The organism is Streptomyces sp. NPDC001868 (assembly GCF_040297125.1).
GTDB lineage: Bacteria > Actinomycetota > Actinomycetes > Streptomycetales > Streptomycetaceae > Streptomyces.
Genome location: NZ_JBEOYO010000069.1, coordinates 19,908 through 44,391, shown reverse-complemented (window position 1 = coordinate 44,391; position 24,484 = coordinate 19,908). Strand labels below are relative to the sequence as shown.

The following is a 24,484-nucleotide window of genomic DNA, read 5'->3' as shown; positions in this document are numbered from 1 at the left end:
TTTCCCTTTCCGGCGGTTCCGACTCTATCAGATCCTTTCGGGCCTGATTCCCAGTCAGCGGGGCTTGTCTTTGCGGCTGTTGGGCCGTTCCGACGAGTGAGACTTTAGCGGATTCCCGGCTCCCGAGCTAATCGGGGGCCGTGTCCTTTCGAACGCGGATTCCTCATTCGCAAATACACATGCCAAGGGCACGACGACAGGTCGTCGATTGTTGGTGGTTACCTGCGGAATGGCTGTCCGGGGACCGACCGGAGTCGGCGCTCACGTCGGACAACCCGGAGAACACTACGTACGGGCTCGGGGTGTGTCAACTCGCTGTCGGCCGACCCCCTGGAGTCGTAGCCTGACCCCCATGACTACGCGTACGTGTCACCAGCAGTGGTGGGCCGCCTGAAGGCGGCCGTACTCACGTATGTACACAACGGCCGCCGCCTCGGCGGCCGTTCTCGTTTCTCCCTCCTGAGGGTCGGCCGGCCGGTGGCGGCGGCTCTGATCAGGAGGTGGAGAGATGACACGGGTCTTCAGCGGGGTCAAGCCGACCGGGCATCTGACGCTGGGGAACTACCTGGGAGCCGTGCGCCGGTGGGCCGAGGTCGACCAGCACCGGACCGATGCGTTGTTCTGCGTCGTGGATCTGCACGCGCTGACCGTGGACCACGATCCCGCGCGGGTGCGCAGGCTCACTCGGCAGGCGGCGAGCCTGTTGCTGGCGTCGGGGCTCGATCCGGAGCTGTGCACGCTCTTCGTACAGAGTCATGTGGATGAGCACGCGCGGTTGTCGTACCTGCTGGAGTGCGTGGCCACGGACGGCGAGATGCGGCGGATGATCCAGTACAAGGAGAAGGCGGCGCGGGAGCGGGAGCGGGGTGGGAGCGTCCGGCTGTCGCTGCTGACGTATCCCGTGCTGATGGCGGCGGACATCCTGGCCTACGGGACCGACGAGGTTCCGGTGGGGGACGACCAGACGCAGCATGTGGAGCTGACCCGGGATCTGGCGGTGCGGTTCAACCAGCGGTACGGGCACACGTTCGTGGTGCCTCGGGCCACCTCTGCGAAGGTCGGGGCCCGGGTGATGAACCTGCAGGAGCCGACTTCGAAGATGGGGAAGACGGACGACGTCGGGCCGGGGATCGTCTATCTGCTGGACGAACCGGATGTGGTGCGGAAGAAGGTCATGCGGGCCGTGACCGACAGCGGGCGGGACGTCGTCTACGACCGGGACGAGCGGCCGGGGCTCGCGAATCTGCTGGAGATCCTCGCGGCGTGTGAGGGTGGGAACCCCGAGGACCTGAGCGGTGTATATGAATCGTACGGAGCACTGAAGAAGGACACCGCAGAGGCCGTGGTCGAGCTCCTCAGGCCCGTACAGGAGAGGCACAAGGAGTTGTGCGCGGATCCTGCGTATGTGGAGGGGGTGCTGCGGTTGGGTGCGGAGAAGGCCAGACGGATGGCTCGGCCGAGGGTGGATGAGGCGTATCGGGCAATCGGCCTGCTGGCCGGCTGACCGCGAGCTGCGTCGGTAACGGCGTCAGTAGCGGTGTCCTAGCGGCGTCAGCTGTTGCCTGACGCCAGGGCGCGGCTGCGGTCGCGGGCGGCCTCCAGTGCGGCGATCAGTGCGGCGCGTACTCCGTGGTTCTCAAGTTCGCGGATGGCGCTGATCGTCGTGCCGGCGGGCGAGGTGACGTTCTCGCGGAGCTTGACGGGGTGTTCGCCGCTGTCGCGGAGCATCGTGGCCGCGCCGATGGCGGACTGGACGATCAGGTCGTGGGCCTTGTCCCGGGGCAGGCCGAGGAGGATGCCCGCGTCGGTCATGGCTTCGACCAGGTAGAAGAAGTACGCCGGGCCGGAGCCGGAGAGGGCGGTGCAGGCGTCCTGCTGGGACTCGGGGACGCGGAGTGTCTTGCCGACGGCGCCGAAGATCTCCTCGGCGTGCGCGAGGTCGGCCTCGCTCGCGTGGCTGCCGGCGGAGATGACGGACATGGCCTCGTCGACGAGGGCGGGGGTGTTCGTCATGACACGGACGACGGGGGTGCCTGCGGCCAGGCGCTCCTCGAAGAAGGAGGTGGGGATGCCCGCCGCGCCGCTGACGACCAGGCGGTCGGCGGGGGTGTGCGGGGCGAGTTCGTCGAGGAGGGTGGCCATGTCCTGAGGCTTGACCGTGAGGATGAGCGTGTCGGCGGTCTTCGCGGCCTCGGCGTTGGTGACCGGGGTGACGCCGTAACGGGTGCGGAGCTCTTCGGCGCGTTCGGGGCGGCGGGCGGTGACCAGGAGGTCCGCGGGCTCCCAGCCGGCTCGGATCATGCCGCTGAGCAGGGCCTCGCCGATCTTGCCGGTGCCGAGGACTGCGACTTTCTGGCTCATGGTGCGGGTGCCTCCGGGGGGTGCGTCGTCCTGGGGTCATCCTCGCACCGGGGGTGGGGGTTCGGCTGGCGTGTCCGGTGGGCGGGACGTCCGGTGGACGGGTATCGGAGGGGGACGGGCGCCCGGGGGGGCGGGTGCCAGGTGGGTGGCTGTCCGGTGGGCGTTATGTGGTCCGGCGCCTCAGGGTGGCCGCTCCCAGGGTCAGGACCAGGAGGGCGCAGCCGGCGACGACCGCGATGTCGCGTACGAAGTCGGCGGTCATATCGGTGTGGAGGAGGACCTCGTTCATGCCGTCGACCGCGTAGGACATGGGGAGGACGTTGGAGATGGCTTCCAGGGCGGGGTGCATGTCGGGGCGCGGGGTGAACAGACCGCAGAGGAGGAGCTGGGGGAAGATCACGGCCGGCATGAACTGGACGGCCTGGTACTCGGAGGAGGCGAAGGCCGAGACGAAGAGGCCGAGGGCGGTGCCCAGCAGGGCGTCGAGGAGGGCGACGATCAGCAGGAGCCAGGGGGAGCCGGTGACATCCAGGTCGAGGAACCAGACGGCCAGACCCGTGGCGAGGGCGGACTGGATGATCGCCAGGGTGCCGAAGGCCAGGGCGTAGCCGGCGATGAGGTCCCCCTTGCCGAGGGGCATGGAGAGCAGGCGTTCCAGGGTGCCGGAGGTGCGCTCGCGCAGGGTCGCGATCGAGGTCACCAGGAACATCGTGATCAGCGGGAAGATGCCGAGGAGTGAGGCGCCGATGGAGTCGAAGACGCGTGGGTTGCCGTCGAAGACATAGCGCAGCAGGAACAGCATCACGCACGGGATGAGGAGCAGCAGGGCGATCGTGCGGGGGTCGTGGCCGAGTTGGCGGAGGACTCGGGCGGCTGTGGCGGTCGTACGGGAGTAGTTGAGTGCCCTGGGGCGGGCGGCCGTGGGGGCGGTGCGGGCAGCGGGCGCGGTCGTGTTCGTGTTCGTCTTCGCGTCGGTGTTCGTGGTGGTCATCGCGCCGGCTCCTTCTGGTGTGCGTCGGCTCCGGTCGGGGCTGCGGTCGTGGTCGCGGTGGCTTCGTCGACCAGGCGGAGGAAGGCGGCTTCGACGGTGTCCGAGTGGGTGCTGGTGCGGAGGGCCTCGGGGGTGTCGTCGGCGAGGATCTCGCCCGCGCGCATGAGGAGGAGGCGGTGGCAGCGCTCGGCCTCGTCCATGACATGGGAGGAGATGAGGAGGGTGGCCCTGCGCTCGGCGGCGATGGTGTGGAAGAGGGTCCAGAGTTCGCGGCGGAGGACGGGGTCCAGGCCGACGGTGGGTTCGTCGAGGACCAGGAGTTCGGGGGTGCCGAGGAGGGCCACGGCCAGGGAGACGCGGCTGCGCTGGCCGCCGGAGAGGTTGCCGGCGAGGGCGTCGGCGTGGGTGGTGAGGTCGACGTCGGCGATGGCCCGGGTGACGTTCTCGTGGCGGCGGTCGGCTGCGGCGCGGCCGGGGTCGAGGATCGCGGCGAAGTAGGCGAGGTTCTGGCGGACCGTCAGGTCGTCGTAGACGGAGGGGGCCTGGGTCACGTAGCCGATGCGGGAGCGGAGGCTCGCGTCGCCTGCGGGGTGGCCGAGGACGTTCAGGGTGCCGGTGACCTTGGCCTGGGTTCCGACGATCGCTCGCATCAGGGTGGATTTTCCGCAGCCGGAGGGGCCGAGGAGACCGGTGATCTGGCCCTGGGGGACGGCGAAGCCCAGGTCGCGGAGGACCGTGCGGGGGCCTCGGGTGACGGTGAGGTCCTGGGCGTGGACGGCGGGGAGCGGCGTGGCGGCCACGGGGGTGGGGGGTTGGGGTGGGGACCCGCTCGGAGAATAATTCATCATGTGATGAATATTGCGCAGGGTGGGTGGGACGTCAAGGGAGGGGGGCCGCGCGGGTTCGGTGCGGTTCCGCGTTGCGGGTTCGGCGCGGGGCGGTGTCTTGGGTTCGGTGCGGGGAGGCGCGAGGGGCGCGTGAAGGGCGGGAGTGGAGTGCGAAAGAGCGGGGGCGGAGCGTGAAGGGGCGCGGGCGCTCGGTGGGGTGATCGGAGGTGGGGATTCCGGGGGTGTGCGCTTCTGCTGCGGGCGGTGATCACCGGGAGGGGGTGTGGCGGTTGCTCGCTTTGGGTGACAATTGGTTGCGGAGCGTGGTCACTCGAAAGGTCTTGGGCCGCGCTATGTCGCCCGGGTGATGTGTGCGGTCTCCCCGTTGTGAGTTCTCGTGATCACCGTCGGGTTCGTCCCCTGGCCCGGGACCGCGCCTCTCCGGGACCGCGCATCTTCCGTCGGGCACTCCTGTTGAACGTCGACTGCCGGAGGTCTGTCTCTCGTGCGTAATGGCTCAGAACCATGTCGAACTCGATCTCGCTCCCTCCTTCGAGGGCCGGGGGCCGCTGTGTGGCGGGGGGAGTTGGCTGCCTCGGTCGTGGTGTTCCTGGCGGCGCTGCCTCTGTGTGTCGGGGTCGCGGTGGCCTCGGGGGTGCCGGCGGAGCTGGGGCTGGTCACCGGGATCGTCGGTGGGCTGGTGGTCGGGTTCCTGCCGGGGAGCCGTCTGCGGGTGAGCGGGCCGGCGGCGGGGCTGACCGTGTTGGTGTACGAGGCCGTGCGGGCGTACGGGTTATCGGCGCTGGGGGTGCTGGTGGTCGGGGCCGGAGTGGTGCAGCTGGGGTTGGGGGCGTTGCGGCTGGGGCGGTGGTTCCGGGCCGTGTCGGTGGCCGTGGTGCAGGGGATGCTCGCCGGGATCGGGCTGGTGCTGGTGGCGGGGCAGGTGTACGCCATGGGGGATGTGACGGCGCCCGATGGTGGGGGGATCGGGAAGCTTTCGGGGCTGGGGGCGTTGCCCGGCGCCGTCGATCCGGTGGCGCTCGCGATCGGGGGTGCCACCGTCGTCGTCCTGGTGGTGTGGCCTCGGTGGCGGTGGGGGGCACGTTGGGTGCCGGCGCCCTTGGTGGCCGTGGGGGGTGCGGCTCTGGTGACCGGGGTGTTCGACCTGGGGGTGCGGCGGGTCGAGGTGCGGGGGCTGGTGGAGGCCGTGCGGGTGCCGTCGGTCGATGACCTGGGGGAGCTCACGGAGGCGGGGGTGGTCGGGACCGTTCTCGCCTTCGCGCTGATCGCTTCCGCCCAGTCGTTGTGCGGTGCGACGGCCGTGGACCGGCTGCGGAACGGACCGAGGATCGACTACGACCGGGAGCTGGTCGCCCAGGGGGCCGGGAACGTGGTGTGCGGGGCGCTCGGGGCACTGCCCATGACGGCGGTGTTCGGGCGGGGCGCGGCCGGGGGTGCCTTCTGCGGGGGAAGGCGGGCCGGAGGACGGACCAAGGTCTCGCCGGTGCTGTACGGGGTGTGGCTGCTGGGGTTCGCCGCCCTGCTGCCCTGGGTGCTCGGTGCGATTCCCGTCGCGGCGCTGGCCGGGCTGCTGGTGCACGCGGGGTGCGGGCTCGTCCCCGTACGGGAGTTGGGGGTGCTGTGGCGGGGGCGGGATCGCGGGGAGGCGGTGGTGCTGGGGGTGACGGCGCTGGCGATCGTGGCCTGGGATCTGTTCGAGGGCGTGTTGGTGGGGCTCGCGCTGGCCGTGGCCAAGTCGGCGTGGGACATCAGCCACGTGCGGGTGGAGGTCGAGGACCTGGGGGACGCGGGGGTTGTGGTGCGGGTGTGCGGGAACGCCACGTTCTTGCGGTTGCCGAAGTTGCTGGACGCGTTGGAGAAGGTGCCTCGGGAGCGGGGTGTGCGGCTGGAGTTGAGCGGGCTGTGGCATGTGGACCATGCCTGTGCGGTGGCTTTGGAGGCCTGGGAGGCAGGGGCGAGGGTGGTTGTGGGGCGGGAGGACGAGCGGGAGGGGCGGGGCGGGAGACAGGAGGGGGTGGCTCCAGAGGGGCTGGATCAGGAGGGGGCACCTCCGGAGGGGGCGGCTCCGGAGGGGGCGACTCAGGGGCGGGCGGCTCAGGGGCGGATGGCCAGTAGTAGGTCTACGTCGTAGGTCTCTTCGATGGTTTCGGTGGGGAAGAGCTTGCGGAGGTGGGCTCGTTCCTCGGTGAGGAACTCGGTGGTGGCGTCTTCGCCGAGGACCAGGAACGCGGAGTGGCTGGCGATGTTGGCCAGGTGGGTGTCGAGGGAGACCTTGCGGCTCCAGCGGATCTGGCGGCGGGTGAAGTCCAGGTGGCCTGCGGTGTCGGTGAGCGCGGCGGAGGCGCCGGAGGCGCTCTTCTCGATCGGGGTGTGGGGGTCGACGCCGAGGAAGTGGTGGATGCGGGTGATGGCGTCGGCGATCCAGGGGACGTCGACGGCGTCGGTGTTCCACCAGAGGGCCAGTGCGCCGCCGGGGCGGAGTACCCGGAGGGCCTCCGGGACCGAGCGGGTGGGGTCGGTCCAGTGCCAGGACTGGGCGTAGGTCAGGAAGTCGGTGGAGGCGGTGGCCAGGGGGAGGGCGTTGCCGTCGCCGCGGATCAGGGGGATGTGGGGGTGGGTGCGGCGGAACTGGGTGGCCATGCCTGCGCCGGGTTCCACGGCGAGGACGTGGGCGCCGCGGGTGTGGAGGAGTGTGGTGGATATGCCGGTGCCGGCGCCTACGTCGACGGTGCGTGCGCCGGGGAGGGGGTGGGGGGCTAAGGCTTCGATGGTGTCGAAGAGGGTGGGTGGGTAGGAGGGGCGGTTTGCGGCGTACTGGGCTGCGGCGGTGTTGAAGGAGTGGGCTCGGGTGGTGTGGGAGGGGTCCGGGTGTGAAGTGGTCATGGGGCCATGGTGGCTGGGTGGGGGGTCGGTGGGGAGGGGTTTGTTCGCCCCCGCCGCCCCTACCCGTCCCATCCTCAAGGGGCTGCGCCCCTTTGACCCCCTGGGAGGGAGGGGTGGGTCGTTCGTCTGCGGGTGAGTGGGGGTTCTCGCGCCGTTCCCCGCGCCCCTTGAGGGCAGGGGCTGCGCCCCTGCGATCCGGCTCGAAGGCTAGGGGCGGGGGCGCCGCTTCGCTGGGTTTCTTGTGCGCTTGGCTGTGCGGCGGTCGTACTGGTGGCGGGCCGTGGTGTATTCCTCGCGGTGGAGGGACTCGCCCGGGGCTTCCTTCAGGGAGCGGAGGAAGTAGGCGGCCAGGGAGCCCAGGAAGCCGATGGTCAGCAGGCCTCGCAGGGAGGACTGGCGGGCCGGGTCGGGGCGTTTGGTGTAGGCACCCCATGTGTGGCCGAAGGCCAGGGCGCTGCAGACGGCGAACATGACGACGACCAGGATGCTGACGAAACCGCCCACCGCGGCCAGTTGCAGGCCCTCGTAGGCCAGGCGCAGCAGCAGGCAGGAGGCGACCAGGGCGGCGAGCGAGCCGGCGGTGACGGCCGCGCGGCGTGTCGTGTAACTGCCGTCGTGGTTCAGCCAGGTCGTCCCGAAGAAGCGGATGGGTTCGGGCTGAGGGCCCGTGGGGGTCACCTGGGGTGCCTGGGATGGCGGTGACGTTTGGGGCGCTTGGTGCACCTGGGGCTCCTGCGGTGCTTGCGGCTTCTGCCCCCGCCCCTGGTCCTGCCCTTGACCCCGCCCCTGGTCGGGCTGGGTGTTCTTCGGTTCGTCGCTCACGGGTCGATTATGGCTCCGGCGCGGGAGCGGCTTCGCGGCGGCACCGGGGGTCCGGCGGCGACATCAGGGCGACGTCAGACAGTCTCCGGCGAGACCTGGCGGCACCCCCGGCGGCCTCTCGCGGTGCCGCCCAACGCGACGACGTCAGGCGGCCTCGCGGCGTGACCCTACGCCGACGCCCGACGCCCGACGTACGGGACTAAGGCGGTGGCTTCCGTCTCCCTCGCCGCGGTACCCGTGCGGTACCGCGGCGCGTCGCTCGGGTCAGCCGCAGCGGCCGGCCACGTAGCCGTCGCTGCCGGTGTAGACGTAGGCGTCGGAGATGTACTGGCCGTCGTCGATGTTGTCCCAGACGTTGGTGGTGCCGTAAGGGCCGGAGATGGTCTGGCCCGGGGTCTGGCAGTAGATCGGCACTCGGGCGCCCTCGGGGAGGACGCGGACGACGCCGTAGCTGGTGCTCGGGCCGCTGCGGACGTTGAGGCGGATGCCCGGCGCGACCGAGTAGTAGCGGACGGCTGCCGTGACCGCCGCCGCGGTGGCGATCTGGTCCCCCTCGCCGTCCCCCGCGATCTCTTCGACATGGTCGACAGACATGGCTGAACTCCCCCCGTTTGAAACCCCGTTTAGTCCCCACGCAAGCCATGGGGACCCTTTGATACCCCTGAATCAGGACACACACACCTGTGCGTTTTTCGCACGTGGAGGCCAGCAAGCCGCCTCTGTCCCGTACGTGTCATCGACTAGGCTCCGAGCGTCGCGCGAGCGGCCGAAACAGCACGGGGGTGGACCCATGGCACCGTATCGGGGCACCGGGTCGGGAGCGGAAGCGGAACTTCCCGAGTACGCCGGTCAGTACCGTCTGGAGTCGTGTCTGGGTTCCGGTGGCATGGGCGTCGTCCATCTCGCCACCTCGACCTCGGGGCTACGGCTCGCGGTGAAGGTCGTGCACGCCGAGTTCGCCAAGGACCCCGAGTTCAGAGGACGGTTCCGGCAGGAGGTCGCGGCCGCCCGGCAGGTCAGCGGTGCCTTCACCGCGCCGGTCGTCGACGCCGACACCGACAGCCCCCGGCCCTGGATGGCCACCCTTTTCATCCCCGGCCCGACCCTCGCCGAGTACGTCAAGCGGAACGGGCCCATGCCCCCGGGGCAGTTGCGGCGGCTCATGGCCGGGCTCGCGGAGGCCCTGCGCGACATCCATCGCGCCGGTGTGGTGCACCGGGATCTCAAGCCCAGCAACGTCCTCCTCGCCGAGGACGGGCCCAAGGTCATCGACTTCGGTATCTCCCGGCCGAAGGACAGTGAACTGCGCACCGAGACAGGGAAGTTGATCGGCACGCCGCCGTTCATGGCGCCCGAGCAGTTCCGGCGGCCCCGGGAGGTCGGGCCCGCCGCCGACATCTTCGCCCTCGGCTCGGTGACCGTACACGCGGCCACCGGGCGCGGGCCCTTCGACTCCGACAGCCCCTACGTCGTCGCCTACCAGGTCGTCCACGACGAGCCGGACCTCACCGCCGTACCCGAGAACCTCGCGCCGCTCGTCCGCGCCTGCCTCGCCAAGGAGCCCGAGGACCGGCCCACGGCGGACGAGCTGATGCGCGAACTCCGGTCCGTGGCCGCCTCGTACGACACCCAGAGCTTCATACCGACCCAGCGGGAGGGGGAGAGAGCGGGGTGGGCGGTCTCCGCCGGCCGAGCCTCCGACAAGGGCACGGGCGAGGACACGGGCGGGGGCAAGAGCCCCGGTGCGAGTACGGGTGCGGGTCCGAATACGGATACGGGTGCGGGTACAGAAGCGGGCGGCGGCACGGGAGCGGGCCAGGACACAGGCACGGGCACGGGCGCCGGCGCCGGCGCCGGCGGGCGGAGTGACACCGAGCGTGCGGGCCGGTACGGCGGCCGGGCCGGGAAGCGGGCCGTGCTGGTCGCCGCCTCGTTGGTGCTCGTCGCCGGGGGTGGGTTCGCCTCGGTGCGGGCGCTCGGGGGCGACGGTGCGTCGGGGGACGGGGGTACGGCCACGCCGCGGGCCAGTGGTGCCGCGGCCGCCGCGCCTGCCCTTGAAGCCTGGGCGACGAAGCCGGCGGCGAAGAACAAGAGCGCGCCGCAGTGCTCGTACGGGGCGGGGAAGCTGTTGTGTCTGCAGCCGGGGCTGGTCTCCGCGCTGGATCCGGCGGACGGCAAGGTGCTGTGGCGGCACACCGTCGACGGGGTGGGTGCGATCGGCGCGGGTGATCCGCCCGTCGAGTCGGGCGGGCTGGTGCACGTGCTGACGGACCAGAACCGGCGGGTGCAGGCGCTCGACGCGGACACCGGCGAGGTGCGGTGGGAGCGGGACGTCTCGTCGTACAGCGGCAGGCGGTATGTGGGCGGCATGCTGCTGCTGACCGCCGCCGACGGGACGGTGACGGGCCTGGACAGTGCCACCGGTGACACGAAGTGGAGCCGTCGGATCCCGGGGCAGCCGGAGGCGTATTTCACGGCGTTCGACGGCGACCGGTCGGCGTACGTGGCGAGCGTCACGGGCCAGGGCGCGGGGGCGCGGACGCGGATCACCGCGGTGGACCCGGACACGGGCGACGTGCGGTGGGACGCCCGGCTCGACGGGCAGCTGAAGCCGGTGGGGGCCCAGGGCGGCGCCCTCTACCTCGCCGAGATCGGCGGCACCTATCCCGACACGGTCGGCGTGGTCCGGTACGACCCCGAGAGCGGGAAGACGGTCCGGGTCGCGCTGCCCGTGCGGCTCGAACAGGCCCGCGCGGTCGTGCGGGGTGAGGTCGTGTACCTGACGAGCAGCTCGGGGGGTTCGCTCGCGGCCGTCGACATGGCGGCCCGCAAGCAGTTGTGGCGGACCGAGACGGGGGTCGCACGGAGTTCGGCGCCGGTGGCCGACGACCGGCATGTGTACTTCACCTCGTCCGACGGGCGGCTGCTCGCGGTGGACGTACGGAAGGGCCGGATCAGCGGGGACACGCCGTCGCGGCTCGGGGACTCGGACGTGATCACCGCCTCACTGCCCGAGCCCGTGGTCATCGACGGCCGCGTCTGCGCGGGCGCGCTCGACGGGACCGTGCTCGGGCTGGACGGGAGCGATCCGGCGAGCTGGTGACATGGCGCGCGCGACCACGGCACGCGATCGGCCGACCGCACCGCGCAGCACCGCACGACTGAGGGCCGCGCCCAGGGGAACGGCCCTCTACGATCGTCGGCCCTCCGGCCTCGGCCCTCGACCCTTAGACGCCTCAGCGCCCCTTAGACGCCTCAGCCCAGCTTGCTGACGTCGCGCACCGCGCCCTTGTCGGCGCTGGTGGCCATCGCGGCGTAGGCGCGCAGCGCGGCGGACACCTTGCGTTCCCGGTTCTTCGGGGCGTAGACGCCGTTGAGGGCGGCCTCGCGGCGGGCCAGTTCGGCGTCGTCGACCAGCAGCTCGATCGAACGGTTCGGGATGTCGATACGGATGCGGTCGCCGTCCTCGACGAGGGCGATCGTGCCGCCGGCGGCCGCCTCGGGCGAGGCGTGGCCGATGGACAGGCCGGAGGTGCCGCCGGAGAAGCGGCCGTCGGTGATCAGCGCGCAGGTCTTGCCCAGGCCACGGCCCTTGAGGTACGAGGTCGGGTAGAGCATCTCCTGCATACCGGGGCCGCCCTTGGGGCCCTCGTAGCGGATGACGACGACGTCGCCGTCGGTGATCTCCTTCATGAGGATCTTCTGGACGGCCTCCTCCTGCGACTCGCAGACGACCGCCGGGCCCTCGAACGTCCAGATCGACTCGTCGACACCGGCCGTCTTCACCACACAGCCGTCGACCGCGAGATTGCCCTTCAGCACCGCGAGGCCGCCGTCCTTGGAGTAGGCGTGCTCGGCGGAGCGGATGCAGCCGCCCTCGGCGTCCTCGTCCAGGGCCTCCCAGCGCTCGGAGGTGGAGAAGGCCTCGGCGGAGCGGACGCAGCCGGGCGCCGCGTGCCACAGCTCGACGGCCTTCGGGGACGGGGAGCCGCCGCGCACGTCCCAGGTCTTCAGCCAGTCGGCGAGGGACGGGCTGTGGACGGAGTACACGTCCTCGTTCAGCAGACCCGCACGGTGCAGCTCGCCCAGCAGGGCCGGGATACCGCCCGCGCGGTGCACGTCCTCCATGTAGTACGTGCGGTCCTTGGCGACGTTCGGCGCGACCTTCGCCAGGCACGGCACCCGGCGCGAGACCGCGTTGATCTCGTCGAGGCCGAAGGGGACGCCCGCCTCCTGGGCCGCGGCCAGCAGGTGCAGGATCGTGTTGGTGGAACCGCCCATGGCGATGTCCAGGGCCATGGCGTTCTCGAACGCCGCGAACGAGGCGACGGCACGCGGCAGGACCGTCTCGTCGTCCTGCTCGTAGTAACGGCGGGTGATGTCCATGACCGTGCGGGCCGCGTCCTCGTACAGCGCCTTGCGGGCGGTGTGGGTGGCGAGGGTCGAGCCGTTGCCCGGCAGGGACAGGCCGATCGCCTCGGTCAGACAGTTCATCGAGTTGGCGGTGAACATCCCCGAACAGGAACCGCAGGTCGGACAGGCGTTCTCCTCGATCCGGAGGATGTCCTCGTCCGAGATCTTGTCGTTCACCGCGTCGGAGATCGCGTCGACCAGGTCGAGCGTGCGGACCGTGCCGTCGACCAGCGTGGCCCGGCCGGACTCCATCGGGCCACCGGAGACGAACACCGTCGGGATGTTCAGCCGCAGGGCCGCGTTCAGCATGCCCGGAGTGATCTTGTCGCAGTTGGAGATACAGATCAGGGCGTCCGCGCAGTGCGCCTCGACCATGTACTCCACACTGTCCGCGATCAGGTCGCGGGACGGCAGGCTGTACAGCATGCCGCCATGGCCCATCGCGATGCCGTCGTCGACGGCGATCGTGTTGAACTCACGCGGGATGCCGCCGGCCTCACGGATCGCCTCACTGACGATCCGGCCCACCGGCTGGAGGTGGGTGTGACCCGGCACGAACTCGGTGAAGCTGTTCGCCACCGCGATGATCGGCTTGCGGCCGATGTCCGCGCCCGGTACACCGGAGGCCCGCATAAGGGCGCGGGCGCCCGCCATGTTGCGGCCGTGGGTGACTGTGCGGGACCTCAGCTCGGGCATCGCGGGCGCTCCTTCAGAGACTGCGATCAGAGACTTGTGACTGAGTCGAGCGTACGCCCGTTGCGCCAAGGGTTGGACAGGTTGTCCGGAATGCGGGATGACTGTCTCGGTTTTCGGCTGCGGGTCGGTGGGGCTTGTCGCGCAGTTCCCCGCCCCTAAAGACCAGGCCCGGTGAGGTGGGCCTGCACCACGGGGGCCACCCTCTCGATGATTCGCTCCGGGTCCGCCGACGCCAACGGCTCGACCTTGATGACGTACCGCAGCATCGCGATGCCCACCAGTTGCGCCGCCGCCAGCTCGGCGCGCAGCTCCGCGTCCGGGACCTCCAGGCGGTCGGCGATGCGGCGGAGGACCTGGGTGGCGATGATGCGGCGGAAGACGGCGGCGGCGGCCTCGTTGTTCACGGCGGAGCGGACGATCGCGAGCAGGGGCGTACGGGTCGCCGGGTTCTCCCAGATGCCGAAGACGAACCGGGTGAGCCGCTCCCCGACGCCGTCGAGGGGGCCTTCCTCGACCGTCCGGGGAGCCTCCATGGCCGGGGCGAAGGAGAGGGTGACGGCCGCTTCGAACACCTGCTCCTTCGTCCCGAAGTAGTGGTGCACGAGCGCCGAGTCCACTCCGGCGGCCTTGGCGATGCCGCGTACGGACGTCTTGTCGTAGCCCCGCTCGGAGAACTCCTCGCGGGCCGCGGTGAGGATGCGGTCGCGGGTGGCGGGGGTGTCGGCCGATTCCGTACGGGAGGGCCGGCCCCGGCGGCGGGGGGTGGCCGAGGTCACGGCCGGGGGACCCGCACGGGGGAGGCGAGGTGCAGCCGGGTGAAGGCGAGGGCCTCCGCCAGGTCGGCCTCGCGCTCGGCGGCGGACATGGCGCGGCGGGTGTTGACCTCGATCACGACGTGGCCGTCGAAACCGGTCCGGGCGAGACGTTCCAGCAGTTCGGCGCAGGGCTGGCTGCCGCGGCCCGGGACGAGGTGCTCGTCCTTGGCGGAGCCCTTGCCGTCCGCCATGTGCACATGCCCGAGGCGGTCGCCCATGCGGTCGACCATCTCCAGGGCGTCGGTGCGGGAGGTCGCGGAGTGGCTGAGGTCGATCGTGAAGTGCCGGTAGTCGTCCTTCGTCACGTCCCAGTCGGGGGCGTAGGCGAGCATCTCGCGGTCGCGGTAGCGCCAGGGGTACATGTTCTCGACGGCGAACCGGACGTCCGTCTCGTTCGCCATCCGCCAGATCCCGGTGACGAAGTCGCGCGCGTACTGGCGCTGCCAGCGGAACGGGGGGTGGACGACGACCGTGCTCGCGCCGAGCTTCTCGGCGGCGGCCTGGGCGCGCTGGAGCTTGACCCAGGGGTCGGTGGACCACACCCGCTGGGTGATCAGCAGGCAGGGGGCGTGTACGGCGAGGATCGGGATCTGGTGGTAGTCGGAGAGGCGGCGCAGGGCCTCCAGGTCCTGACTGACCGGGTCGGTCCAGACCATGACCTCCACACCGTCGTAGCCCAGGCGCGCGGCGATCTCGAAGGCCGTGGCCGTCGACTCCGGGTACACGGAGGCCGTGGACAGGGCGACCTTCGCATCCGGGATCCGCACGACGTCTGCCACGCGGGACAGCCTAACGGGGTGGGCCGGGTGGGGTGGGCCGGGGGGCGGGAGTCGGCCGGGGGTGGGGGGCGGATTGCCCAGGCGCCGTCGGGGTGCCTGTGCGTCGGCGGGCGCGGGTGCGTGGGGGCTGGTCGCGCAGTTCCCCGCGCCCCTGAAAAGCAAAGCAGGGCCTGCGGCCCGCTTCGCTTTTCGGCCCGAAAGGGCCGTAGGCCCTTAGGGGCGCGGGGAACTGCGCGAGAAGCCCCACCGGAGCCGCGCCCGACAACACACCCCTCCCGGCCTACGCCCTACGCCGTCCCCATGTGATCCAGCCGCCGCAGGATCACGCCCTCCCGAAGGGCCCAGGGGCAGATCTCCAGCGTCTCCACCTGGAACAGATCCATCGCCGCCTCGGCGACCAACGCCCCGGCGAGAAGCTGGTTGGCGCGGCCCTCGGAGACGCCGGGGAGCGCGGCACGCTGGGCCGTGGTCATGCCGGCGAGCTTGGGGACCCACGTTTCGAGCGCGCCGCGCTTGAGGTCGCGCTGGACGTAGAGCCCCTCCGCGGAGCGGGCGGCGCCGCCGATACGGGCGAGCTGCCGGAAGGTCTTGGAGGTGGCGACGACATGGTCGGGCGCCCCGAACCGGCTGAACTCCCCGACCGTACGGGCGATCTGGGCCCGGACATGGCGGCGCAGGGCTCGGATGTCGTCGGGGGTGGGCGGATCGCCGGGGAGCCAGCCGGCGGTGAGGCGCCCGGCGCCCAGCGGCAGCGAGGCGGCGGCGTCGGGCTCCTCGTCTATGCCGTAGGCGATCTCCAGGGAGCCGCCGCCGATGTCGAGGACGAGGAGCTTGCCGGCGGACCAGCCGAACCAGCGGCGGACGGCGAGGAAGGTCAGCCGGGCCTCCTCCGCGCCGGTGAGGACCTGCAGCTCGACGCCGGTCTCGTCCTTGACACGCGCGAGGACGTCGTCGGCGTTGCTGGCCTCGCGCACTGCGGAGGTGGCGAACGGGAGCAGTTCCTCGACGCCCTTGTCCTCGGCGGCCTGGAGCGCCTCGTGGACGACGGCTATGAGTTTGTCGACCCCTTCGGAGTCGATGGCCCCGGCCTCGTCGAGGAGTTGGGCAAGGCGTAGTTCCACCTTGTGCGAGTGCGCGGGCAGGGGGCGCGCGCCCGGGTGTGCGTCCACCACCAGCAGATGCACCGTGTTCGATCCCACGTCGAGGACACCGAGTCTCATGGGCGGAACGCTACTGCCAGCGGAGCCGTGCACCGTCCTCGATGTCGTCTCGGGCGCCGTACCCTGGACGGGTGCCCAAGACGAAAAAGGCAAAGGCTGACAAGTCGGCAGCGGGAGCGGCCCCGGCCGGCGGCTCTTCGCGTGTGAAGGCGGCGGCCAAGCCGCCCAAGTCGACGAAGAATGAATCGGCGAAGTCCACCGCGCCGGACGAGAAAGGTCTCGATTTCGCGCGCGCGTGGGTGGAGTTCCCTGATCCGGCGGACGACGAGCAGGTCTTCCGCTGCGATCTGACCTGGCTGACCTCGCGCTGGAACTGCGTCTTCGGCAGCGGCTGCCAGGGCATCCAGGCGGGCCGCGCGGCCGACGGGTGCTGCAGTCTGGGCGCCCACTTCTCCGACGAGGACGACGAGAAGCGCGTCGCCGGACATGTGGCGAGGCTCACGCCGGAAATCTGGCAGTTCCACGATGTGGGCACTCAGACCGGCTGGGTCTCCAAGGACGAGGACGGCGACCGCCAGACCCGCCCCTACCAGGGCTCGTGCATCTTCCAGAACCGTCCGGGCTTCTCGGGCGGCGCGGGCTGCTCGCTGCACATCCTGGCGCTCCAGGAGGGCCGCGAGCCGCTGGAGACGAAGCCGGACGTCTGCTGGCAGCTGCCGATCCGGCGCACGTACGACTGGATCGACCGGCCCGACGACACTCGGGTGCTCCAGGTGTCGATCGGTGAGTACGACCGCCGCGGCTGGGGTCCGGGCGGCCACGACCTGCACTGGTGGTGCACCTCGGCGACCTCGGCGCACGGCGCGGGCGACCCGGTGTACGTCTCGTACCGGCCGGAGCTGATCGAGCTGATGGGCAAGGCGGGGTACGACCGGCTGGTCGAGGTGTGCGAGCAGCGGCTGGCGTCCCGGCTGCCGCTGGTGGCTCCGCATCCGGCGGATCCGGTGGATCCGGCCGAGCAGGTGCGCCCGTAGAGGTGCGCCCGTAGACGAACCGAAGGTTTCCCGGTTTTCCCGATTCCCTCCCCGCCGTGTCTACGAGGCCGGCGGGGGGTCTCCTCCGCCGTCGCTCGGTGGTGGGGTCGGGCCGCCGGGTGGGTCCGTGGGGGCCTGGTCGGTGGGGGTCGGGGTCGGCTCGGGCTGGGCCGGGCCGGTGGGTGTGGGGTCCGGGTCGGGTGCCGGGGGCGGGGCGGTGGGTCTCGGCGGTCCCGGGTCCGGGGCCGGTGGGGTCGGCCCTGAGTCGACCGGGGGCGCCGGCACCGGTCCGTGGCCCTCGATGGTCACCACGGCGCCCGAGGGGGCGAGCGACACCTGTGCCGTCCAGTACCCGGCGGGTTCGCTCAGCTGGTCGACGTACACCTTGATCGTCAGGGACTCGCCGGGTTCCAGGGTGCCCGAGGACTGGCTGAGGTAGAGCCAGTCGGCGCCGGTTCGGGCGGTCCAGCGGACGGGTGAGTCGCCGGTGGCCCTCAGGGTGATGAGGGTGGTGTCGCCGTCGTTCGCGGCCGAGACGGAGAGCGCGTCCCGCCCCTTGCCCTGGGTGACCTCCACGGACACGTCGTCCGCCGCGTGCTTGCCCCGGCCGGGGCGTGCGCCGGGCCTGGTCCGGGCGTTGCCCGCGTTCTCGTACGCGTCGCCACTGCCGACGCCCACGGTCCCGTCGCCGTCGCCCTGTTCCTCGCCCGCGCTGACCGAACGGCCGTCGCCGCCTTCGCCGATGAGGGGGGCGCCACGGTAGGCGGCCCAGAGGGCGAAGACGGGCGCGGCGACCACGGTGGCCACGACGGTCGTCGTGACGGCACGCGCGCGCAGCCGGTCCCGGCGGGCCGCGCGGTCCCTCGGGTCCATGGGGAAGCCCCGCCGGTCGAAGCGCGGGGCGCGGCCACGCGCGCGTGTGAGGTGCGCCATCGCCGGCCCCAGGGCGGCGCGCGGGGCTTCGAGTACCGGGAGCGCGGCGGGGGTGACGGTGGTGCCGGGCCAGCGGCCGGGGACGGCGCGCTCGGCGGCGCGGCGGCAGACGGGGCAGTCGTCCACGTGCCGGACGAGTTCGCGGCGGAGGGTGGCGCTCAGGACGAACTGATGATCACCGGCGAGCAGGGCGACGCTCGGACAGGCGCCGGTCTCGACGACGGCGAGGGCCGCCCGGGTGCGCTCCACCTCGCAGGCGGCGGAGGCGAGCAACTCCCGCGCGGCGGCCGGGTCCAGCCCCAGGACGTCGGCGACCTCGTGGGCGGTGAGCTGGTGGCGCACGGCCAGCTCCAGCGCCTCGCGCTGCTCGGGCGTGGTGCCGGCGGCCTCCGGCCAGGCGAGCAGGGCGAGTTCGTGGCCGCGCCGCCGCTCCTCGTCCTCGGGGAGGGCGGTGGATCTGACTGTGGTCTTCGCGGCGCGCGGTTTGTCGGTCCCCCCGCCGTGCGCGGGCGGGCGCCCGGGGGCGTGCGTGCCCGGCCGTTTCTCCGGACGCTTCTGCCGGACCTCGGCGAGCTTGCGCAGACAGGACCACCGCGCCAGCGCGTACAGCCAGGCCCGGCGGTCGTCGGCGGCGTCCGGTCCCCGGCGACGCTCGGCGAGCGCGAGTACGTCGGCGAGCGCGGCGGTGGCCGCGTCGTGGTCGCACAGCACGGACATGCAGTAGGTGAACAGGCCGTCCAGGTAGGGCTCGTAGCGAGCCGGCGGGCGCTGCGCCACCGCGCGCGCCGCCGCCCGATCGCGCGCCTCGCGGTGCGCCCGGTGTGCGCCGGTGGTGCGGGTCGAGGTTTCCGGACTGATGCTCATCATTCATGGACGGTAGGCGCCCGGAAGCGGCACCTTCTCGCCCCTTCGGCACATTTACTCCGTACGGGTGAAACGATCCCTCATAAGGGGACAGGAATCCCGGCCTCCGGCGCCTCTCGGCCAATGTTGTGCACTTTATTGACCACGGCCACGGATCCGCCTACATTCCCAGGAGTCCAAGTTACCTTCAGGTACGCCGAGTCAGGAGCCCCACTCTCATGACCGCACGCACCCGCCGCCCGTCCCCCGCCCGCGCGCTCTCCGCCCTGGCCGCCGCCGTCGTCCTCTCGCTGACCGGCGCCTCCGTCCCGACGGCCACCGCGCAGACGGCCGCGCCCTCCGTCGAACGCCTCACCGGCATCCTCCCGGACGGGGCCGCCTGGATCGCGGACGTCCCGGAGAACTGGAACGGCACCCTGATCGTCTTCAGCCACGGCTTCGGCGGCACCGCACCCCAGAACGCCCCCCGCGAGGCCGTACGCCTGCGGCTCCTCGAAGAGGGCTACGCGCTCACCGGCTCCTCCTACGACGTGAGCGAGACCCTCTGGGCCCTGGAGAGCGCCGCGCGCGACCAGGTCGCCACCATCGCGGCGGTCACCGAGAAGATCGGCGAACCCACCCGCACCCTCGCCATGGGCCAGTCCATGGGCGGGCTCGTCAACGCTCAGCTCGCCCGCTCCGGCGCCGGCGGGATCGACGGCGCCCTGGGCCTGTGCGGTCTCGTGGCCGGCGCCAACGACCTGCACACCTACCAGCTCGACGCCGAATACACGATCGCCCGGCTCCTGCTCCCGGACACGCCGGTGAAGCTGGTGGACTTCGCCTCCGAGGCCGAGGGCGCCGCGACCGGCCGGCAGCTCACCGACGCCGTCGTCGCCGCGCAGCAGACCCCCGAGGGCCGCGCCCGTATCGCCCTCGCCGCCGCCTACCTCAACCTGCCCACCTGGGCACCCGGCAAGGACCGCCCCGCCGACGGGGACTGGGAGGCGCAGCAGGCCCAGCAGTACGCGTGGCTCGCGCAGGGTGTCCTCAACCGCGTCGAGCCCGCCCGCTACCACGTCGAGAAGGCCCTCGGCGGCAACAACTCCGGGAACAAGGGCGTCGACTACGCGCGCGTGCTCGCGAACTCGCAGCACGCGCCCGTGGTCAAGGCTTTGTACAAGAAGGCCGGCCTGAACCTGCGCGCCGATCTGCGGAACCTGACCTCCCACGCCGACATCGCCGCCGACCCGGCCGCCGTCGCGGCCGGCGAGCGCACCTCCTCCGCCGGACAGGGCCTCGCGGTCCCGCTCCTGGACATCCACACCGTCGCCGACGACCTCGTCCCCGTCGAACAGGAGTCCCGCTTCGCCGCCCGCGTGCGCGCCTCCGGCGACGCCGCCCTCCTGCGCCAGGCCTACGTCGAACGCCAGGGCCACTGCACCTTCACCACCGCCGAGACGGTCGCCGCCCTCCACGCCGTGGAGTCCCGCCTCGACACGGGCCACTGGGGCGCCTCCGCGACCCCGGGCGCCCTCCAGACCGCCGCCGTCGCCCTCGGCCTCGACGGCGCGGCGTACATCCCGTACCGCCCGGCGGAACTGACGATCGGGCGCCGACTGTAGGGCACCGTCCGCCGGGGGCGGGGCCGGGTTCCGCGGCTCGGCGGTTGCGATGCCGCCCCTAGTGGCACGACCGCCCGCAGTCGGGGAGGCGGGGGCAGGGCGCGACCGCGCCCCGTCAGGGGCGCGGGGAACTGCGCGATCAGCCACAGCGGACAGGACCCCGCCCACGTCACAGCACCCCCACGGTGAACAGGCGCCCACCTCCCCCGAAGCCCCGGTCGCGCACTCGAACCCGGCCAACCGCCGGAGGCTGTCGGTGGGCTCCGTTACGGTTCGTGCATGGCCACCCGTACGAAGACCGCGAAGGACCGCCCGTCCTACCGCTGCACAGAGTGCGGCTGGCAGACGGCCAAGTGGCTCGGCCGCTGCCCCGAATGCCAGGCATGGGGCACGGTCGAGGAGTACGGCACGCCCGCCGTCCGTACGACGGCCCCGGGCCGGGTCACCACCAGCGCCGTCCCCATCGGCCAGGTCGACGGCCGCCAGGCCACCGCCCGCACCACCGGCGTCCCGGAGCTCGACCGGGTCCTCGGCGGCGGCCTGGTCCCCGGCGCCGTGGTCCTCCTCGCGGGCGAGCCGGGCGTCGGCAAGTCCACCCTCCTCCTCGACGCCGCCGCCAAGTCCGCGAGCGCCGAGCACCCGACCCTCTACGTCACGGGTGAGGAGTCCGCCAGCCAGGTCCGGCTGCGCGCCGACCGCATCAACGCCCTCCACGACCACCTCTACCTGGCCGCCGAGACCGACCTCGCCGCCGTCCTCGGCCACTTGGACGCGGTCAAGCCGGGCCTCCTGATCCTCGACTCGGTCCAGACCGTCGCCTCCCCCGAGATCGACGGTGCCCCCGGCGGCATGGCCCAGGTCCGCGAGGTCGCCGGCGCCCTGATCCGCGCGTCCAAGGAACGCGGCATGTCGACCCTCCTCGTGGGACATGTCACCAAGGACGGCGCCATCGCGGGCCCCCGCCTCCTCGAACACCTCGTCGACGTGGTGCTGCACTTCGAGGGCGACCGCCACGCCCGCCTCCGCCTGGTCCGGGGCGTCAAGAACCGCTACGGCGCCACGGACGAGGTCGGCTGCTTCGAGCTGCACGACGAGGGCATCACCGGCCTCACGGACCCCAGCGGCCTCTTCCTCACCCGCCGCGACGAACCGGTCCCCGGCACCTGCCTGACCGTGACCCTGGAGGGCCGCCGCCCCCTGGTCGCGGAAGTGCAGTCGCTCACAGTCGACTCGCAGCTCCCCTCCCCCCGCCGCACCACGTCCGGCCTGGAGACCTCCCGGGTCTCGATGATGCTCGCGGTCCTGGAGCAGCGCGGCCGGATCAGCGCCCTCGGCAAGCGGGACATCTACTCGGCGACGGTCGGCGGGGTAAAGCTCTCGGAACCCGCCGCGGACCTCGCGATCGCCCTGGCCCTGGCCTCCGCGGCGACCGACACCCCCCTGCCCAAGAACCTCGTGGCGATCGGCGAAGTGGGCCTCGCGGGCGAGGTCAGAAGGGTCACCGGAGTCCAGCGCCGGCTGTCCGAAGCACACCGTCTGGGCTTCACGCACGCGCTCGTTCCGTCCGACCCCGGCAAGGTTCCGCCCGGTATGAAGGTCCTGGAAGTGGCCGATATGGGAGACGCCCTCCGGGTACTGCCGCGATCCCGTCGGCGAGAGGCCCCACGGGACGAGGAGGACCGCCGGTAGACTTTGCCCAGGTCTCGCCCGTCCGTACGAACCACGTGTGCGAAACGGGAGCGCCCCAGATCCTGCGACCCGAGGAGTGCAGTGGCAGCCAACGACCGGGCAGCAGCTCCCGGAAAGTCCGGCGGGAGCTCCGGTGCCGATGGCCTGATGCGCGCCTCACTGAGCGCCGTGGCCCCAGGCACGGCCCTGCGCGACGGGCTTGAACGGATTCTCCGCGGCAACACCGGCGGACTCATCGTGCTGGGCTCCGACAAAACCGTCGAAGCCATGTGTACGGGCGGTTTCGTCCTGGATGTCGAGTTCACGGACACGCGCCTGCGTGAACTGTGCAAGCTGGACGGCGGCATCGTGCTGTCCTCGGACCTGTCCAAGATCCTCCGGGCGGGCGTCCAGCTGGTCCCCGACCCGACGATCCCCACCGAGGAGACGGGCACCCGCCACCGCACCGCCGACCGCGTCAGCAAACAGGTCGGCTTCCCGGTCGTCTCCGTCTCCCAGTCGATGCGCCTGATCGCGCTGTACGTCGACGGACAGCGGCGCGTCCTGGAGGACTCGGCGGCGATCCTGTCCCGCGCGAACCAGGCCCTGGCGACCCTGGAGCGGTACAAGCTCCGCCTGGACGAGGTCGCGGGCACGCTCTCCGCGCTGGAGATCGAGGACCTGGTGACGGTCCGGGACGTCTCGGCGGTCGCCCAGCGACTGGAGATGGTCCGGCGCATCGCCACCGAAATCGCCGAATACGTGGTCGAACTGGGCACGGACGGCCGTCTACTGGCCCTCCAGCTCGACGAGCTGATCGCCGGCGTCGAACCGGAACGCGAGCTGGTGGTCAGGGACTACGTCCCGGAACCCACGGCCAAGCGCTCCCGGACGGTCGACCAAGCCCTCCACGAACTCGACGCCCTCACCCACGCCGAGCTCCTCGAACTCCCCACGGTCGCCCGCGCCCTCGGCTACACCGGCTCCCCCGAAGGCATGGACTCCGCGGTCTCCCCCCGCGGCTTCCGCCTCCTCGCCAAGGTCCCCCGTCTCCCCGGCGCCATCATCGACCGCCTCGTCGAACACTTCGGCGGCCTCCAGAAACTCCTCGCCGCCAGCGTCGACGACCTCCAGACGGTCGACGGAGTCGGCGAGGCCCGCGCCCGAAGCGTCCGCGAGGGCCTGTCCCGCTTGGCGGAGTCGTCGATCCTGGAGCGCTACGTCTAGCTCCGCTCCGGCATTCTCAGCCCGTCCGGCGTTCGAGGTCGACCTCAGGCACTTTCAGCCCGTCCGGCGTTTGAGGACGAGGCCGTTCAGGCCGAAGGGAGTCTGGGGGCGCAGCCCCCAGAAACGGGCCCCAGGGCCGACCGGGGCCGACCGGGGTCGAAGGGGCAGCGCCCCTGGGGATGGGACGGGTAGGGGCGGCGGGGGCGAAGAACCCCCCGATCGAACCCCGCCCGTCAGTCCTTCTCCAGCACGAACGACGTCCGCGCCGTGGCCAGCCCCGGCGCCTCCGCCTCCACGAGATACGTCCCAGCAACGGCCGAACCCGCCGACGGCGTCGCACAGTTGGGCGCACTGGGATCCCGGTTCCACTCCACGGTGTAGGTGACCCGATCCCCCGCCGGCACCTTGAACACCAGGCTGCCCGCGGTCTCATGGCAGTCCTCGGACGACCAGAACGCGTCATCCGCATCGGCCGCCGTGATCGTCACCACCGTGTTGTCCGGCCCGAGATCGAGCTTGCAGTCCCCACCGGAGGAGTTGCGCGCGATGAGTTCGAACGTGGGGTTCACCCCGGGCTCGTAGGCGTTACGGACACTGCGCACGGTCAACTTCACGGCCCCGGCGGTGCAGTTGGGCAGGCTGGACCCGGCCGGAACCTGCTCACCGGAACTGCTCCCGTTCTTGCCGCCGTCGTCCGACGTACCGCCTCCCGCGGCACCGGCCCCGCCACCGGCGGCCCCGGACTCGGCGTCAGAGCCGGAACCCGAACCAGAACCCGAGCTGGAACCGGATCCCGAACCGTCGCCCCCGGCGCTCGACTCGTCGCCCGACTCGTCCCGCCCGCCCGGCGCTTCACTGATCGCGGGACCCGAACCGGACGGCCCGGGCGTGATCGAGGTCGCGGGGTTCTTTCCGTCGGGCTCGCCCGCGTTGTTCCCGCTGTTCCCGCCCCCGCCGGTGACGACCCATACGACCAGGACCGCGAGCAGACCGACGACGGTCAGCAGAATGGCCCTCCGTCGCCAGTAGATGGTGGAGGGAAGCGGCCCGATCGGATTGCGCAGAGATCCCACGGCGCAAACTGTACGAGAGATCCGGCACTTCGCTGGCCCCACCCGCCGCCCGAAACCTCAACTTTTCCGGATCATCATCCCGGTCGTTCCCACCACGGCCCCGACCGGGCGACTCATGATCGCGGTACGTGAGCGTAGGCGCCGGACGAACACGATCCGTGACCGGAGCGAGGCCACGCGAGCGAACCGAACTCTCAGGCTCCATATGTCCGTTCACGAAATCTACGCAGGAGCTCAGCCCGCATCCGCACCGCCCGACTCCGCTCGCCGTCTCCCCGCCCCCACCTGCCACAATTTCCCCACCACCGAAGCA

The 24,484-nt window shown here is 71.7% G+C and carries 19 protein-coding genes; 7 read left to right on the top strand and 12 right to left on the bottom strand.

Annotated elements, in window-relative coordinates; genetic code table 11:
• Positions 1–508 precede the first annotated feature (508 nt).
• Positions 509–1,504, top strand: coding sequence for a tryptophan--tRNA ligase (gene trpS / locus ABT147_RS42100; RefSeq protein ID WP_351416657.1), 996 nt, complete (start codon positions 509–511; stop codon positions 1,502–1,504).
• Between the two features lie 47 nt (positions 1,505–1,551).
• Here trpS and proC read toward each other — a convergent pair whose 3' ends face one another.
• The 3 genes from proC to ABT147_RS42085 form a co-directional block, all read right to left on the bottom strand.
• Positions 1,552–2,361: a pyrroline-5-carboxylate reductase gene (gene proC, locus ABT147_RS42095; RefSeq protein ID WP_351416654.1), complete on the bottom strand. Its 810-nt coding sequence runs from the start codon at positions 2,359–2,361 to the stop codon at positions 1,552–1,554.
• A gap of 163 nt (positions 2,362–2,524) precedes the next feature.
• Positions 2,525–3,352: an ABC transporter permease gene (locus ABT147_RS42090; RefSeq protein WP_351416652.1), complete on the bottom strand. Its 828-nt coding sequence runs from the start codon at positions 3,350–3,352 to the stop codon at positions 2,525–2,527.
• On the bottom strand, positions 3,349–4,200 hold the full coding sequence (locus tag ABT147_RS42085) for an ABC transporter ATP-binding protein (protein ID WP_351416649.1): 852 nt from the start codon (positions 4,198–4,200) through the stop codon (positions 3,349–3,351). Before ABT147_RS42085 ends, ABT147_RS42090 begins: the two co-directional genes overlap by 4 nt.
• A 565-nt stretch (positions 4,201–4,765) precedes the next feature.
• On the opposite strand from ABT147_RS42085, the gene ABT147_RS42080 reads away from it, so the two are divergent.
• A complete protein-coding gene (locus ABT147_RS42080; RefSeq protein WP_351416647.1) occupies positions 4,766–6,331 on the top strand; it encodes a SulP family inorganic anion transporter in 1,566 nt (521 codons plus the stop codon).
• On the opposite strand, the gene ABT147_RS42075 is transcribed toward ABT147_RS42080, so the two are convergent.
• The 3 genes from ABT147_RS42075 to ABT147_RS42065 form a co-directional block, all read right to left on the bottom strand.
• Positions 6,295–7,083, bottom strand: coding sequence for a class I SAM-dependent methyltransferase (locus ABT147_RS42075; RefSeq protein ID WP_351416645.1), 789 nt, complete (start codon positions 7,081–7,083; stop codon positions 6,295–6,297). The genes ABT147_RS42080 and ABT147_RS42075 overlap by 37 nt on opposite strands.
• 207 nt (positions 7,084–7,290) lie before the next feature.
• Positions 7,291–7,806: an EamA/RhaT family transporter gene (locus ABT147_RS42070; RefSeq protein WP_351416668.1), complete on the bottom strand. Its 516-nt coding sequence runs from the start codon at positions 7,804–7,806 to the stop codon at positions 7,291–7,293.
• A 363-nt stretch (positions 7,807–8,169) separates the two neighbouring features.
• Positions 8,170–8,499 carry an SH3 domain-containing protein gene (locus tag ABT147_RS42065; protein WP_351416643.1) on the bottom strand — a complete coding sequence of 110 codons (330 nt, stop codon included), beginning with the start codon at positions 8,497–8,499 and terminating at the stop codon, positions 8,170–8,172.
• Between the two features lie 196 nt (positions 8,500–8,695).
• Here ABT147_RS42065 and ABT147_RS42060 point away from each other — a divergent pair, with 196 nt between their 5' ends.
• Positions 8,696–11,008 carry a serine/threonine-protein kinase gene (locus ABT147_RS42060; protein ID WP_351416641.1) on the top strand — a complete coding sequence of 771 codons (2,313 nt, stop codon included), beginning with the start codon at positions 8,696–8,698 and terminating at the stop codon, positions 11,006–11,008.
• A gap of 152 nt (positions 11,009–11,160) precedes the next feature.
• On the opposite strand, the gene ilvD is transcribed toward ABT147_RS42060, so the two are convergent.
• From ilvD to ABT147_RS42040, 4 genes are all read right to left on the bottom strand, one after another.
• On the bottom strand, positions 11,161–13,014 hold the full coding sequence (ilvD, locus tag ABT147_RS42055; protein WP_351416639.1) for a dihydroxy-acid dehydratase: 1,854 nt from the start codon (positions 13,012–13,014) through the stop codon (positions 11,161–11,163).
• A 155-nt stretch (positions 13,015–13,169) separates the two neighbouring features.
• Positions 13,170–13,790: a TetR/AcrR family transcriptional regulator gene (locus ABT147_RS42050; protein ID WP_351416637.1), complete on the bottom strand. Its 621-nt coding sequence runs from the start codon at positions 13,788–13,790 to the stop codon at positions 13,170–13,172.
• On the bottom strand, positions 13,787–14,596 hold the full coding sequence (locus tag ABT147_RS42045) for a sugar phosphate isomerase/epimerase family protein (protein WP_351416665.1): 810 nt from the start codon (positions 14,594–14,596) through the stop codon (positions 13,787–13,789). The genes ABT147_RS42050 and ABT147_RS42045 overlap by 4 nt, the downstream gene beginning before the upstream one ends.
• A gap of 299 nt (positions 14,597–14,895) precedes the next feature.
• The gene (locus tag ABT147_RS42040; RefSeq protein ID WP_351416635.1) at positions 14,896–15,828 is read right to left on the bottom strand and encodes a Ppx/GppA family phosphatase; all 933 of its coding nucleotides are present in this window, start codon (positions 15,826–15,828) and stop codon (positions 14,896–14,898) included.
• A 71-nt stretch (positions 15,829–15,899) separates the two neighbouring features.
• On the opposite strand from ABT147_RS42040, the gene ABT147_RS42035 reads away from it, so the two are divergent.
• On the top strand, positions 15,900–16,802 hold the full coding sequence (locus tag ABT147_RS42035) for a DUF3109 family protein (RefSeq protein WP_351416633.1): 903 nt from the start codon (positions 15,900–15,902) through the stop codon (positions 16,800–16,802).
• Between the two features lie 60 nt (positions 16,803–16,862).
• Here the strand turns inward: ABT147_RS42035 and ABT147_RS42030 are convergent, their stop codons facing one another.
• The gene (locus tag ABT147_RS42030; protein WP_351416632.1) at positions 16,863–18,602 is read right to left on the bottom strand and encodes a BACON domain-containing protein; all 1,740 of its coding nucleotides are present in this window, start codon (positions 18,600–18,602) and stop codon (positions 16,863–16,865) included.
• 215 nt (positions 18,603–18,817) lie between these two features.
• On the opposite strand from ABT147_RS42030, the gene ABT147_RS42025 reads away from it, so the two are divergent.
• The 3 genes from ABT147_RS42025 (at position 18,818) to disA (ending at position 23,098) form a co-directional block, all read left to right on the top strand.
• A complete protein-coding gene (locus tag ABT147_RS42025; RefSeq protein ID WP_351416630.1) occupies positions 18,818–20,203 on the top strand; it encodes a DUF6351 family protein in 1,386 nt (461 codons plus the stop codon).
• 279 nt (positions 20,204–20,482) lie between these two features.
• Positions 20,483–21,892 carry a DNA repair protein RadA gene (gene radA, locus ABT147_RS42020; RefSeq protein WP_351416628.1) on the top strand — a complete coding sequence of 470 codons (1,410 nt, stop codon included), beginning with the start codon at positions 20,483–20,485 and terminating at the stop codon, positions 21,890–21,892.
• Between the two features lie 81 nt (positions 21,893–21,973).
• Entirely contained in the window at positions 21,974–23,098 is a 1,125-nt protein-coding gene (disA, locus tag ABT147_RS42015) for a DNA integrity scanning diadenylate cyclase DisA (protein ID WP_351416626.1), read from the top strand.
• A 233-nt stretch (positions 23,099–23,331) separates the two neighbouring features.
• Here disA and ABT147_RS42010 read toward each other — a convergent pair whose 3' ends face one another.
• Positions 23,332–24,171, bottom strand: coding sequence for a hypothetical protein (locus ABT147_RS42010; protein ID WP_351416624.1), 840 nt, complete (start codon positions 24,169–24,171; stop codon positions 23,332–23,334).
• Between the last annotated feature and the right edge of the window lie 313 nt (positions 24,172–24,484).